Here is a 12,684-nt window from a genome sequence, read left to right as displayed (position 1 = left end):
TCTTAGAGACTGGCGGTTACAGCGCAGCGTCAAGACGAAGAAGGGCCAAGAGAGGCGCCACGCACAAAACCGGCCGAGGCCTGCATCAGCTGACGGGTGTAGTCGGCGCTGACGCGCCGCTCGGCCAAATCGGCGGCGCTGAGGCTCTCGACCGCGCGCCCCTGCCGCATCACCATCAGGCGCTCGCACAAATGCGTGACCACGGCCAAGTCATGGCTGACCATCAAAAACGTCAGGCCGCGCTCGGCGCGCAGGCGCTCCAACAGGTTCAAGACCTCGGCCTGCACCGAGGCATCAAGCGCCGAGGTCGGCTCGTCCAGCAGCAAAACCTTGGGCTCCAGAATCAACGCCCGCGCAATCGCAACACGCTGGCGTTGGCCGCCGGAGAGCTGATGCGGGTAACGGAATCGAAAGCCCGCCCCCAGCCCGACCGCGCCCAGCACCGCTTCGATGCGCCGCTCGGCATCTCCTATCGCGTGGATGGCCAGCGCCTCGGCCAACATGCTGTCGACCGTTTGGCGCGGATGCAGTGAGCCATAAGGGTCTTGAAACACCATCTGCACCGCGCGCCTGAAGGCCTTGCTACCGGGAGTTGGCAGCTCACCAGCGCCGGTCAGCTGGACCGCGCCTGCTGCCAGGGGCGCCAAGCCGCAAATCGCCCGCAGCACGGTGGACTTGCCCGAGCCCGACTCACCGACCAGGCCAAAACTCTCACCCGGCGCGAGTTCCAGGTTCAAGTCATGCACGGCGGTGAAAGCGCCGAAGCGCACCTGCAGGCCGCTGATTTTCAAGCCTATGCTCATGATGTTTTCCAGGCCTCTTGGCGCTGCAGCGTCGGCAGCGGATGGCGCGGCGCCCCCAGCTGCGGCAGGCAATTCAGCAAGCCTTGCGTGTAAGGATGTTGGGCCGCATGCAGCTCGCTGGCCTTGACCTCTTCGACGACCCGGCCCGCATACATGACCAGGATGCGGTCGCAAAACGTCGCCACCAAGCGCAGATCGTGCGAGATGAAGATCAGGCCCATGCCGCGCTGGGCGGTGCCGGGCCGACCCAAGCCGCCCGACTCCCCTTGAGGGACGGCCTGCGCTTCGCCCAGGCCCAGGGGTCGATCAGCCCTTACCAATTTGTCGAGAATGCCCAGCACCTGCAGCTGCACGGTGACGTCCAGGGCCGAGGTCGGCTCATCGGCGATCAAGAGCTGTGGCTCGGCGATCAGCATCATCGCCATCATCACCCGCTGCCCCATGCCGCCGGACACCTCATGCGGGTAGAGACGCGCCACCCGCTCGGGATCTTCGATCGCCACATCGGCCAGCGCCTGCATCACCCGGCGCTGCACCTCGTCCTTTGCCAAACGCTGATGCGCGAGCAAGGTCTCGGCGATCTGCGCGCCTATGCGCATCACCGGGTTGAGCGAATACTTCGGATCTTGCAAAACCATGGCGATGCGCCGGCCGCGCAGGCTGCGGCGCTCCTTCGGGCTGCAGGCCAAGAGATCAATGCCGTCAAAGCGCAGGCGATCCGCACTGACCCGCGCCTCGGGCGCCGACAGGCCCAAGATGGCGCGACCGGTCTGCGACTTGCCCGAACCGGATTCGCCAACGATGCCCAAACGCTCGCGGCCGAGCTGGAAAGACACGCCGCGCACCGCTTCGCTGAACGTCCCGTCGCGATTCGGAAAGCTCACCCGCAGGTTTTCGACTTCCAGCATGTTTTTCGAATCACTCATTCGCCAGCCTTAGGGTCAAGCGCGTCCCGCAGGCCATCGCCGAGCAAGTTGAAGCCTAGGCTGACGATGAAGATGGCAAGACCCGGCCCCGCCGCCACCCACCATTGGTCCAGCACATATTGCCGGCCGGCCGCGATCATCGCGCCCCATTCGGGGCTGGGCGGCTGCGCACCCAGACCCAAGAAGCCGAGGCCGGCGGCGGTCAGGATGATGCCGGCCATGTCCAAGGTGACGCGCACGATCACCGAAGGCAGGCACAAAGGCATGATGTGGCGCCACACAATCCGCCAGCGCGAGGCGCCCAGCAGTTGCGCGGCGGCGATGTAGTCGGCATGGCGAATCGTTAGCGTCTCGGCGCGAGCGATGCGGGCATAGGCCGGCCAGGAGGTGATGGCAATCGCCAGCACTGCGTTCTCGATGCCGGGGCCAAGCGCAGCAACAAAGGCCAGGGCCAGAATCAGGCGCGGGAAGGCCAAGAAGATATCGGTCACCCGCATCAGCGCCGCATCGACCACGCCGCCGAAATAGCCAGCCACGGTACCGACCAACAAGCCAATCGGTGCCGCCAACAAGGCCACCAAGGTGACCACAAACAAGGTAATGCGCGAGCCATGCAGGATGCGCGACAAGATATCGCGGCCCTGGTCATCGGTGCCCAGCCAATGGCTTGCCGACGGCGGCAGCAGGCGCGTCGTCATGAGGTCGCCGACATTCGGTGCATAGGGCGCCAGCCATGGGGCCAAGGCGGCCACCAGCACGAGCCCGAGCACGATGGCCAGGCCTACCAAGGCCAGCCGGTTGCGAGCAAAAGCTCGCCAGCCGGCGTACGCACGGCCAAACGCAGCCTGCCGCCGCGAGCCCGGCTGCTCGCTCATCAACCAACGGTGAAAAGAAGACGCTCCGCTCATCTTGTGCGCGGGTCCAGTAAACGATACATAAGGTCGGAGAACAGATTCAAAGCAATGAAGATGGAGCCGACCACCAGCGTGCCGCCCAGTACCGCGTTCATATCGGCGTTCTGCAGCGAGTTGGTGATGTAGAGACCCAGACCCGGCCAAGCGAACACCGTCTCGGTCAGCACCGAGCCTTCCAGCAGACCCGCGTAGGACAGCGCGATCACCGTCACCAAAGGCACGGCCGCATTGCGCAGCGCATGGCGCCAGATGATGGTCGCCTCGCTCAAGCCCTTGGCGCGCGCCGCCACGATGTATTCCTGGCTCAGCTCCTTCAGCATGAAGCTGCGCGTCATGCGGCTGATATAGGCGAGCGAGAAGTAGCCGAGCAAACCTGCGGGCAGGGCCAGATGCGAGAGCGCGCTCCTGAAGGCCTGCCATTCGCCGGCCAAGGCGCAGTCCAGCAGCATCAGGCCGCTGACGCGGGGCACGCTGTACTCGAAGGCGATGCCTATACGCCCGGGGCCGCTGACCCAATCGAGCTTGGCATAAAACAGCACCAAGCCCATCAGTCCGAGCCAGAAGATGGGCACCGAGTAACCAATCAAACCCATTACCCGCACCAGCTGGTCGGCCAGACGGCCACGACGAACCGCCGCCCACACCCCCAGCGGCACGCCAACGCCGACGCCGATCAGGATGCCCAGCGTCGCCAACTCCAGCGTAGCAGGGAAGACACGGACGATGTCGTCCAGCACCGGACGTGCGGTCAGCACCGAGACGCCGAAGTCGCCCTGCGCGACCTTGGCCACGTAACTGCCGAACTGCTCCCACAGGGGCTTGTTGAGGCCCATGGTCTCGCGCATCTGCGCCATCTGGTCCTCGGTCGCGCGGTCACCCAACACGGCCAGCACCGGGTCCACCGGCACCACCCGGCCGATGAAGAAGGTAACGGCCAAAAGACCCAGATAGGTCAGCGCAACGACCGGCAAGAAGCGAATCAGGGCTTTAAGAAAAGGCATCACAGCTTGCTCACCGGCGCCATATAGGTCGTATCTGAAGTGGGCCCCAAGCGGAAGCCCTGCACGCCTTTGCGCAGCGCCGCCACCTGCGTCTGCTGGAACAGCATCACAAAGGGGCTGGTCTTGCGGAACTCGGCCTGCAGCGCCGCATACATCTGCACCCGCCGCTCGCCGTCATGCTCCAGCACGGCAGCGTCGGTCTGACGCGTTAGCTCGGGGATGTCCCAGCTATTGCGCCAACTCAGCGGCTTGTTCTTGGCGCCGTCGCTGTTATCGGGGTTGCGAGTGAAGGTATCGGCATTGCTGTGCGGGTCCCAATAATCTGTGCCCCAGTCGCCGATGAAAATATCGTGGCGACGCTGGCGGTATTTGGTCAGCACCTGCTTGCCGTCACCGGGGATGATCTCGATCGCTATGCCGGCGCGGGCAGCGGTTTGCTGCACGGCCTCGGCAATGCCCATCACCGGCTGAATCGTGCGCACATCCATCGTGATCTTGAAGCCGTCCGCCAGCCCGGCCTTGGCCAGCAGCGCGCGCGCCTTGGCCACATCCAGCCTGAAGGGCTGCTCACTGCTGGCACCCAACAGTCCCTGCGGCAAAAAGTTCTGATGCGGCCGGCCAATACCCTTGATCAAGGTGGCGCCAATGGCGTCGTAGTCCACCAACCATTTGAAGGCTTCGCGCACCTCAGGCTTGGCCAGCAGCGGGTTGCTCTGGTTAAGCCCCAGGTAATACACCACGCCCTTGGCCTGCTGGGTCAGCAAGATGCCTGGCTGCGCCGCCAGCGGGCCGAGATCTTGCGGCGCCAGGTTGCGGGCGATGTCCACATCGCCTTTTTCCAGCAGCAGGCGCTGCGTCGCGGCCTCCTTCACATGGCGGTAAATCACGCGGGTCAGCGCCGGCTTGGGGCCATGAAATACATCATTACGTTCGATGACCAAAATCTCGTTAGCGCGCCAGTCGCGCAGCTTCCAGGGGCCGGAGCCGGCGTGGTTGAGCTTCAGCCAGCCGGCACCCAAATCGCCGTCCTTCTCCTTGGCCAAGAGCAGCCGCTTGTCCAGCACCGAGGCCACCGTTGCGGTCAGGCAATTCAAGACAAAGCTGGGCGCAAAGGGCTTGCCGATGCGCAGCGTCAGCGCCAGCGGGCCGGTCTGCAGCACGCGCTCGCCCACATTGCTTTTGCTCAGACCCAGTTGGGTCAAGATGAAGGCCGGCGTCTTGTCCATGCGCACCGCCCGCTGCCAGGAGAACACCACATCCTCGGCGCCGAGCGGATTGCCCGAAGCGAAACGCAGGCCCGGCTTGAGTTGGAAGCTGATCTCCAGCCCGTCGGCTGAGATCTGCCAGGACTCGGCCAAGACCCCGACGATGCGGCTGGGTTCATCCAGATCAAAGCCCACCAGGCGCTCGTAGGTGTTGCCCAGGATCTCACCGCCGGAGATCTCGAAGGACGTGGCCGGGTCCATGCTGGTGATGTCATCGAAGGCGAAGGCCTGCACCAGCGTGTCCTTGGGCGTGCCGACATGGCCGCAAGCGGTCAGGCCACCCGTGGCCAGCAGCATGGCGCTGCTCAGAAGGCGACGGCGATCAGGATTTGGAGAACTCATCCTAGATTCGGCAGTTGAAAGCACCCGAAGGAGTCGAGCCGGGGCTTGCTGGCAAGGCGCGACGACGAAGTGGGCTCCTGCCCACGAGGAGAAGCAACGCTGTACAGCGAGTTCCGGTTCGGCTCAGGCGGGCGATTAGCGTTCTCACCTGATTGGTGAATTTCGTAAACGCGAGTGTTCTCAATGGTCATCGATGTCTATTCACATTGGGGAGCGGTCAACTGCCGAATCTAGGATCAAGCGTGAGGGGCTGCGGCGAAGGCCCGCATTGTGCGGCAAATGCATGGCTTGCTCCGGCCCGCTCGCGCCGGCGACTCACGCCGGTTGCGGCAGCGCATTGAGCCTGGAGCCAATCAGCTCGCTCAGCGGCATGGGTTCATGCTGCAAAAATCCCTGCGAAAAGTTCACCCCGATTTCGCGCAGCCGCGCCAAGACCGCCGGGCTGTCCACATACTCGGCCACCGTCTGCATGCCCACCACTTGCGCCACGTCGACAAAGCAACGCACGGCGGCCTCGTCCAGCGCGTCATTGACAAGGTCGCGCACAAACTGCCCGTCGATCTTCAGATAGTCGACCGGCAAATGCTTCAGATAGCCAAAAGACGAGGCGCCGGCGCCAAAGTCATCCAGCGCGCCGCGCACGCCCAGCGCACGCACCTGCTCGATGAAAAGCACCGCATCGGCCAAGCTGGTGATGGCGGCCGTCTCGGTAATTTCTATGCACAGCCGGCCACACAAGGCCGGCCCGGCCTCGGTCAAGGCCGCAATGGCCCAGCGATGGAAGGCCCGGTCACCGATCGACTGCCCGCTCAAATTGACGCTGAGCATCTTGATCGCCGCCAGCTCGGGTTCGGCCGCCATCCAGTCCAGCACATGACGCAAAACCCAGCGGTCTATCCGGGTGGCCAGGTTAAAGCGCTCGGCCGCAGGCAAAAACACGCCCGGCAAGACCAAGGCCCCGCTCGGCTCCACCATGCGCAACAAGATCTCGGCGTGCAGGCCAGCGGCAGGCAAGACGGGCAAGGCAGACGCTTGCGCCGTGCTGGCCACCGGCGCCAGATGCAAGGCCTCGATGCGCTGCGCATACAGCACAAAGCGGTCTTCATCGAGGGCTTGCTCGATGCGCCCGGTCCACTGCATCTCACCGTGGCGCGCCCGCATCGCCAGATCGGTGTCGAACCAGGTATGCACGCGGTTGCGCCCCTGCTCTTTGGCGGCATAACAAGAGGTATCTGCGGCTTGCAAAATCGCCGCCGCCGAGGGCCAGCGCCCGCTGATCGGCACCAGGCCTATGCTGGCACCGATGCGGTAACGGCGCTCTTCGTGGGCGAAGCGAAACTCTTCCATGCGATCACAAATCTGCTGCGCCACTCGCTGCGCCTGCGCGGGCGAGCAATGCTCCAGCAGCGCCGCAAACTCATCGCCGCCCAGCCGCGCCAAGGTATCGCGGTTGCGCACCGCAGCCGCCAAGATGCCGGCCACTTGCTTGAGCAGCTGATCCCCGACCGCGTGCCCGCAGGCGTCATTGACCAGTTTGAATTGATCCAAATCGATATAGAGCAAGGCATGTTGGCTGCGGTCGCCCTGCGCTTGCTCCAGGACGCGGCGCAGGCGCAGCTCAAACTCCGAGCGGTTGATCAAGCCCGTCAAGGCATCATGGGTGGCGCGGTAAGTCATCTCGCCGCTCAGCCGGCGCTGCTCGGTGACATCATGAAAAACCAGCACGACCCCAAAGATGGCGCCCTGATCATTGCGGATCGGCGCCACCGAATCCTGCACGCCATATTCCTCGCCGGTGCGGGAGATCAGCAAGATCGGGGCGGACTGCGCGATCTTGCGGCCTTCTTTCAAACAAGCCAGCACCGGGTTCTCGACCGGCATGCGGGACTGTTCATTGACGATGTGATAAACCTGCTCCAGCGGCCGCCCGCGTGCCTCCTCGGCCGCCCAGCCGGTCAGCTGTTCGGCCGCGGGATTCAGCCAAACCACCTGGCTTGATGAGTCAACCGTGATGACCGCGTCCCCGATCGAGCGCAGCGTGACCAAGAGCAGTTCATGCTGCTCGGCCAGCACCGAGCCCATGCGCGCGGCCATTTCTTCGGCCAGCTGGCGAATCTGGGTCAAATCCCAGTTGGCGCCCACCATGCGCAGCGCCCGGCCCTGCTCATCAAACATCAGCCGCGCCGAGCCGCGCAGATGATGCACGCTGGCATCAGGCCAGACCACGCGGAACTCGGTATCAAAAGGCTTCAGGCCCTTGATCGCCTGCTGCACCTCATGCTCGGCGCGCCGCAAATCATCCGGATGCAGGCAGGCCGCCCAAGCGGAGTAAGTCATCGGCTTGCCGCTGGGCTCAAGCCCATAAAGACGGTGCATCCAGTCATCCCAGACAAGCTGACCGCTATGCAGATCAAGCTCCCAGATGCCGATGCGGCCGCTGTCCAGCGCCATGCTCAAGCGCGCTTGGCTGGCCGCCAGCTCTGCCTGCGAGCGGATGCGCTCGGTGATGTCTTCCACCGCGCCGACATGCCCTATGAACTCACCCGCCGCCCCCAGCACCGGCCGGCTACGCACATGCACATGGCGCAGGCCCGAGCCAGCCGCATGCACACGAAACTCCATCTCGAACTCGCGCTGCGAGCGGGCGCAGCTCAACCAATGTTCGACAACCCGCGCCCGGTCTTGAGGGTGGATCGTCTGCGACCAGCCCTGCCCCAACACTTGCTCCGCAGCCAAGCCGAAGATCTCTTGCCAGCGTGGGTTGGTATAGCTGCAAGCACCGCTGGTATTGCTGTGAAAGATCCCGATAGGCGCCGCCTCATTGAGCGTTTGAAACCAGGCATTGCGCTCGGCCAAAGCGTTCGCGGCTTGCCGCTCGGCCAGGGCGCTGCGCCGCAACTCCAGGGCATGCACCACGGCCTGAGCCAGGTGCAGCAACACGTCGCGCTGCGCTTGATTGAGTTTGCGCGGCTGCACATCCAGCACGCACAAGGTGCCCACGATCTGGCCCCCGCTCAAGCGCAAGGCCGCTCCTGCATAAAAACGCAGCCCGACCGGGCCGGCAATGGCCGGCAGCTGGCGAAAGCGCTCATCGTGACTGGCATCTTCCACTTCGAAGATGTCATCTTGCAAAATCGTCAGCGCGCAAAACGCTTCATGGCGGGGCAGCTCATCCAGCCCCTCCAGCCCAACACCGGCCTTGAACCAGACCCGCTGCTCGTCAACCAGGCCTATGCGTGCGATCGGCACGGCGCAAGCCAGGGCGGCGGCCTGCACCAAGGCGTCGAACTCAGGCTCGGGCGGGCTGTCCAGCACTTGCAGGGCCTGCAGGGCGCTCAGTCGCGCTGACTCCTGCTCTTTGTGCTGCTGTGCATCCTGCTTCGAGTCCCGCTCTGGCTTGGGCTGGGCTTGGGCTGGTTTCATCAATCAAACCTCAGGGCTACATAGCATTGACTTTCGACGGCATATTGTGAAGCAACAAAGTGCGCCGCCTACTCGTGTTCGCCCCAATTGGGTTTTTTGCCAATTCAAGCGCCAGCAATCACCCGCCGCGCTGCGGCCTGCCCGCTCAGCCAGGCGCCCTCGACCTTGCCGCCACCCAGCCAATCGCCACACAAACCCAGGCTCAGACGCGCGTCCCAGATCGCTGGGCCGGCCGAGCCAAGCTCGGCCACGCCCGTCGGGTTCGGCGCCATGTCCGCGTAGAGCCAGCGGTGCGCCGTCCAGCGCTCGCTCACGACCCCGCCCAGCGCCTTGAAGGCTTGTTGCAGCTCGGCCGCCACCTGCTCGGGCGGCGTTTGCAGATTGGCCTCGCTCCACTCGGCTTGCGCATGCAGCAGCCAGCTTTCCGCACCCATGCGGCCCGGCTTGCTGCTGTTGCGCGCCAGCCAGCGCAGCGGCCCGGCATTGACGAAACCGGCGTCGAAGCCCAGTTCCAGCGCTTGCTCGTAGGTCAACATCACGGCCCAGCTGGCACGCATGCGCACCGCCGCCGCTTGCTGCGCCAGCTCAGGCGCACACCCCTGCAGCAGCGCCGCGGCCTGAGGCGCGGGCAGCGCCAGCACGACCGCGTCAAAAACATCGTCCAGCGCAGTACCGCCGGCCTGCAGCCGCCAGCCCTTGGCCGCAGGCAAGATCGCCTCAATCTGCTGACTTAAACGCACCGCTTGCGCCAAATTTCCGGCCAACCATTGGGCCGGCGCCGTCATATGCGGTGTACCCACGAAACGCTGCAAGGCCCCGTCCTGCCGGTGCTGCTCAGCCTCGCCAAACACCGCCAAGCGCGGCGACCAGACGGCCGCCACCCCCGCTTGGCGCCAACGCGCCAGCTCGGCGACGAACGCGCCGTCGCGAGCGGTGAAGTACTGAGCGCCATGGTCGCAGGCCCAGCCCTCGCCGCGCCGGGTGCTCATGCGTCCGGCCACGCCCCGACTTTTGTCAAAAACCGTTACCCGGTGACCCGCCGCCTGCAGCGCCGTCGCGCAAGACAAGCCGGCCAGGCCGGCGCCGATGACGGCCACATGCTGAGCTGAAGGCATAGATAAAAACTCCTGTTTAAGCATCCTCGGCTCGGCATTCTTGCTTCGCCCGCCATTCTCGCGGCTGCTTGGGCGCGATCCCCCGCCGGCCCGACCAGGTATAGCGCCGGCCGGAGGCTCAAGGTTTCGATTTCGGCTAGCCTCAAGACCATGAATCCGATACATCCCAAGAAGCTGCACCTGAGTAAATGGACGGCCGTGCGGCCCCAGGCCAAAGAAAAGCATTTTCTTGTGACCCGCGTCATCCATGCCGACCCCCTGCCCGGGCGCCTTCAAGCAACTCTCGCGGTGGAAGCGGTCGAGTTGGAGGCGGTGATGTCCAAGCGCAGCCAGCGCATTGACTGGCGCGAACTGCAAGACTCGGCGCAGTGGCGCCAGGGTTGGCTGTGAGCGGGCCGCTGCTCGCCTCCATGCCCGAGGCTTACCGGGCGCTGGTGCTAGGCGCCAGCGGCGCGATCGGGGCGGCGTTTGTCCAAAAGCTTCAAGCTGACCCACGCTGCGCCCTGGTGCTGGGCCTGGGGCGCAAGACGTTGCCGGCGATTGATTTCGAGCAAGAGAGCAGCATCGCCGCAGCCGCAGCCGCAGCCGAGCTGGCGCCGCAAGGGCAGTTTCAGCTCATCATCAACGCCGCCGGCGTCTTGCACCGCCCCGGTTTCATGCCCGAAAAGCAGCTCGGCCAGCTCAGCTACGAGCAGCTGCTCAGCAGCTTCACCGTGAACACCTTGGGCCCCGCCCTGCTGCTGCGCCACTTCAGCCCCTTGCTGGACCGTCGGCGTGGCGTGATGGCCATGCTGTCGGCCAAGGTCGGCAGCATCGAGGACAACCGCTTGGGCGGTTGGTACAGCTACCGCGCATCCAAAGCGGCGCTGAATATGCTGATCAAAACCGCCGCCATTGAGTTGCGTCGCAGCCAGCCGCAGACCGTGCTGGTGGCGCTGCATCCGGGCACGGTCAGCTCGGCGCTATCGGCACCGTTTCGCGGCGCCGAGATTGGCCGGCCCGCCGATGTCGCAGTGGCCGAGATGCTGGCGGTGCTGGACGGGCTGAGCCCGGCTGACACCGGCCAGTTCATCAGTTACTCGGGTGAGCGCCTGCCTTGGTAGGTGGCTGGGCCATCGTCACAGCGGCCATCAACAGCCAAGCCGTGTGCGGCAGCCATTGCTCGTTCCAGCGCCATTGGTCGTCGGTGGGGCCGTTGGCAAAGGCGATGCCTGTGCCACCATCGCTGTCGGGCGCGCCGGTGATGCCGTTGGAGACGCCGCCGCGCAGCATCACGCCGGCCGCGCTAGGCGCAGCCGGCGGATTGAGCGCACCAAAGCCGTACAACATCGAGATGCCATAAGGGTTGCGGCCCAGGGTCCAGTCGAGCTGCGCTTGGGCGCTGCGCGCTTGTGCGGCAGTCACGCCGAAGTTGGCAGCCCCACTCGGCGCCGCTTGGCCGTTCACGGCATCGAGAGCCCTGCCACCCAGCACGGCGGCCGTGCTGAGTGAAGCCAGGCGCGCGCTTTCGCCCTGCCACCAATAGCCGGTTTCATTGCGATGCGGAATGAAGAAGCCGCTCTGGACGGGGCCGGGCTCGGTGCCCGGGGCGGCTTGGCGGAAGCGCTGGCGAGCGTAGGCATAGGGGTTAGCGACTGCTTGATCCAGGCGCTGCTGCGCCTCCAAAGCCTTGCCAATGCCCTGGCGGGCGATGGCTTGCCGTGCGGCGTCGGGCTCGATGCTCAGATAGTGGCTCAGACCGATCACGGGCAAGCCGGCTTCAACCGCATGGTAGTAAGGCCGCTGCCCAATCGCGTCGCTGTAGAAATGCCCATCGGCGTCCTGGCGCTTGAGCATCTGCGCGACCCGCTCGCGGGCGGCTTGGAGGTATTCCTCCTCACCGGTGGCGCGTTGCAACTCCACGGCCGCCAGCAAGGCGGTGTAGTCGTCGATCAGGTTCTCCTGCCCATTGGCGGTGTAGCCGATGTTGTGGGTTTGCAGATGGGCAAAGGCGCGGCGGGCATCATCCAGATAGGTCTGCGCCGAAAACTCGCCCTGGCGCCCGGAACTCTTGGCCAATATGGCGGCCCGCGCCAAGGCCGCGATCGCCATGCCGCCGCCGGCCCGGTAAGCGCTGCGGTAGCCGCTGGTGTAAACGCCGTCCTCACCCTCGTAGCCCACGACCATGCGCTCGGCGCCCTCGGCGCCCCATTTGTCAAAGACGGTGGTGTAGAAATAGCCGGCCGGGTCCAGCACCCGGTGCAGATAGTCGGCGCCCCAGAATGCTTCATCCTGCGCTTGGCGCAGCAGCCCGGCGCGGGCGTAGAGCGCGGCCGACTCATGCGCGCTGTGAGCCAGCACCCAGGCGGCCATGGGCGCTTGCTGCGGGTTGAAGTAGTTGGCGTAGCCCAGATGGGACAGGTATTTGCCGGTGTCACCACCCGCATCATTCCAGCCGCCCCAGACATCGACATAGCGATCGGTCTCAAACACGCGGCGACGGTGGTCACCGGCATCGGTATGCCTGGACTGCTTGAAGTAATCGAGCAAGCCCGCAGCGGTGCGCTTAAACAGCGCTTGATCTTCGACCTGCACGGGGGCCGAGCGGGCATGGCGCCCGCCAACCCAGACCTCAAGCTGATAGCGCCCGGGCTGCGTCAGCTGCGAAAAGTCGAGCTCAAAATGCTGGCGCCCCGGCGTCCAGGCCTCAAAGGCCGGCAGCGCGGTGAGCTCTCCTTCGAGTTGCACCTGGCCATCGCGCAGCACGCGGTAACGGCCCGACACAGCAGGGCCTTTGGCGCTCACCACGGCCACCTTGGGGCCTAAACGCTCCAGCGCGACCTGATTGATATGCACTTGCAGCGCAGCGCTGGGCAGGCTCACCAAGCCCTCCACCTTCTCTGCTTTGACAACACG

The 12,684-nt window shown here is 65.0% G+C and carries 10 protein-coding genes; 2 read left to right on the top strand and 8 right to left on the bottom strand.

Going from position 1 to position 12,684, the window contains the following annotated elements; translation table 11 throughout:
• Positions 1 to 29: 29 nt before the first annotated feature.
• The 7 genes from LNV08_RS10455 to LNV08_RS10425 all read right to left on the bottom strand — a co-directional run bounded on the left by LNV08_RS10455 (position 30) and on the right by LNV08_RS10425 (position 9,789).
• The gene (locus tag LNV08_RS10455; RefSeq protein ID WP_263533645.1) at positions 30 to 803 is read right to left on the bottom strand and encodes an ABC transporter ATP-binding protein; all 774 of its coding nucleotides are present in this window, start codon (positions 801 to 803) and stop codon (positions 30 to 32) included.
• Positions 800 to 1,729, bottom strand: a complete 930-nt coding sequence (locus LNV08_RS10450) for an ABC transporter ATP-binding protein (protein ID WP_263533644.1) — start codon at positions 1,727 to 1,729, stop codon at positions 800 to 802. Before LNV08_RS10450 ends, LNV08_RS10455 begins: the two co-directional genes overlap by 4 nt.
• Entirely contained in the window at positions 1,726 to 2,604 is an 879-nt protein-coding gene (gene nikC / locus LNV08_RS10445) for a nickel transporter permease (RefSeq protein ID WP_263533643.1), read from the bottom strand. Before nikC ends, LNV08_RS10450 begins: the two co-directional genes overlap by 4 nt.
• 29 nt (positions 2,605 to 2,633) lie before the next feature.
• A complete protein-coding gene (locus LNV08_RS10440; RefSeq protein ID WP_263533642.1) occupies positions 2,634 to 3,644 on the bottom strand; it encodes an ABC transporter permease in 1,011 nt (336 codons plus the stop codon).
• On the bottom strand, positions 3,644 to 5,206 hold the full coding sequence (locus LNV08_RS10435; RefSeq protein WP_263533641.1) for an ABC transporter substrate-binding protein: 1,563 nt from the start codon (positions 5,204 to 5,206) through the stop codon (positions 3,644 to 3,646). Before LNV08_RS10435 ends, LNV08_RS10440 begins: the two co-directional genes overlap by 1 nt.
• 360 nt (positions 5,207 to 5,566) lie before the next feature.
• Positions 5,567 to 8,674: an EAL domain-containing protein gene (locus LNV08_RS10430; protein ID WP_263533640.1), complete on the bottom strand. Its 3,108-nt coding sequence runs from the start codon at positions 8,672 to 8,674 to the stop codon at positions 5,567 to 5,569.
• 104 nt (positions 8,675 to 8,778) lie between these two features.
• Positions 8,779 to 9,789 (bottom strand): NAD(P)/FAD-dependent oxidoreductase, encoded by a 1,011-nt coding sequence (locus LNV08_RS10425; protein WP_263533639.1) that lies wholly within the window; start codon positions 9,787 to 9,789, stop codon positions 8,779 to 8,781.
• A 150-nt stretch (positions 9,790 to 9,939) separates the two neighbouring features.
• Between LNV08_RS10425 and LNV08_RS10420 the strand changes: the two genes are divergently transcribed.
• Together LNV08_RS10420 and LNV08_RS10415 are read left to right on the top strand one after the other, a co-directional pair.
• Positions 9,940 to 10,179, top strand: a complete 240-nt coding sequence (locus tag LNV08_RS10420; RefSeq protein ID WP_263533638.1) for a TIGR02450 family Trp-rich protein — start codon at positions 9,940 to 9,942, stop codon at positions 10,177 to 10,179.
• A gap of 20 nt (positions 10,180 to 10,199) precedes the next feature.
• A complete protein-coding gene (locus LNV08_RS10415; RefSeq protein WP_263533637.1) occupies positions 10,200 to 10,892 on the top strand; it encodes an SDR family NAD(P)-dependent oxidoreductase in 693 nt (230 codons plus the stop codon).
• On the opposite strand, the gene LNV08_RS10410 is transcribed toward LNV08_RS10415, so the two are convergent.
• Complete coding sequence (locus LNV08_RS10410; protein ID WP_263533636.1) at positions 10,861 to 12,651, bottom strand: glycoside hydrolase family 9 protein; 1,791 nt, start codon at positions 12,649 to 12,651, stop codon at positions 10,861 to 10,863. The two genes, LNV08_RS10415 and LNV08_RS10410, sit on opposite strands and share 32 nt — an antisense overlap.
• Positions 12,652 to 12,684 lie beyond the last annotated feature (33 nt).

Origin of the sequence: Paucibacter sp. TC2R-5 (assembly GCF_025717605.1) — a bacterium.
GTDB classification, from domain to species: Bacteria; Pseudomonadota; Gammaproteobacteria; order Burkholderiales; family Burkholderiaceae_C; genus Paucibacter_A; species Paucibacter_A albus.
Note: the sequence above shows the minus strand (reverse complement) of the source record. Positions and strands in the feature narration are given on the sequence as shown.

Bases quoted from the DNA above. Each gene is read 5' to 3' on its own strand.
- LNV08_RS10455 (WP_263533645.1), bottom strand. From the start codon at position 803: ATGAGCATAGGCTTGAAAATCAGCGGCCTGCAGGTGCGCTTCGGCGCT.
- LNV08_RS10450 (WP_263533644.1), bottom strand. From the start codon at position 1,729: ATGAGTGATTCGAAAAACATGCTGGAAGTCGAAAACCTGCGGGTGAGC.
- nikC (WP_263533643.1), bottom strand. From the start codon at position 2,604: ATGAGCGAGCAGCCGGGCTCGCGGCGGCAGGCTGCGTTTGGCCGTGCG.
- LNV08_RS10440 (WP_263533642.1), bottom strand. From the start codon at position 3,644: ATGCCTTTTCTTAAAGCCCTGATTCGCTTCTTGCCGGTCGTTGCGCTG.
- LNV08_RS10435 (WP_263533641.1), bottom strand. From the start codon at position 5,206: ATGCTGCTGGCCACGGGTGGCCTGACCGCTTGCGGCCATGTCGGCACG.
- LNV08_RS10430 (WP_263533640.1), bottom strand. From the start codon at position 8,674: ATGAAACCAGCCCAAGCCCAGCCCAAGCCAGAGCGGGACTCGAAGCAG.
- LNV08_RS10425 (WP_263533639.1), bottom strand. From the start codon at position 9,789: ATGCCTTCAGCTCAGCATGTGGCCGTCATCGGCGCCGGCCTGGCCGGC.
- LNV08_RS10420 (WP_263533638.1), top strand. From the start codon at position 9,940: ATGAATCCGATACATCCCAAGAAGCTGCACCTGAGTAAATGGACGGCC.
- LNV08_RS10415 (WP_263533637.1), top strand. From the start codon at position 10,200: ATGCCCGAGGCTTACCGGGCGCTGGTGCTAGGCGCCAGCGGCGCGATC.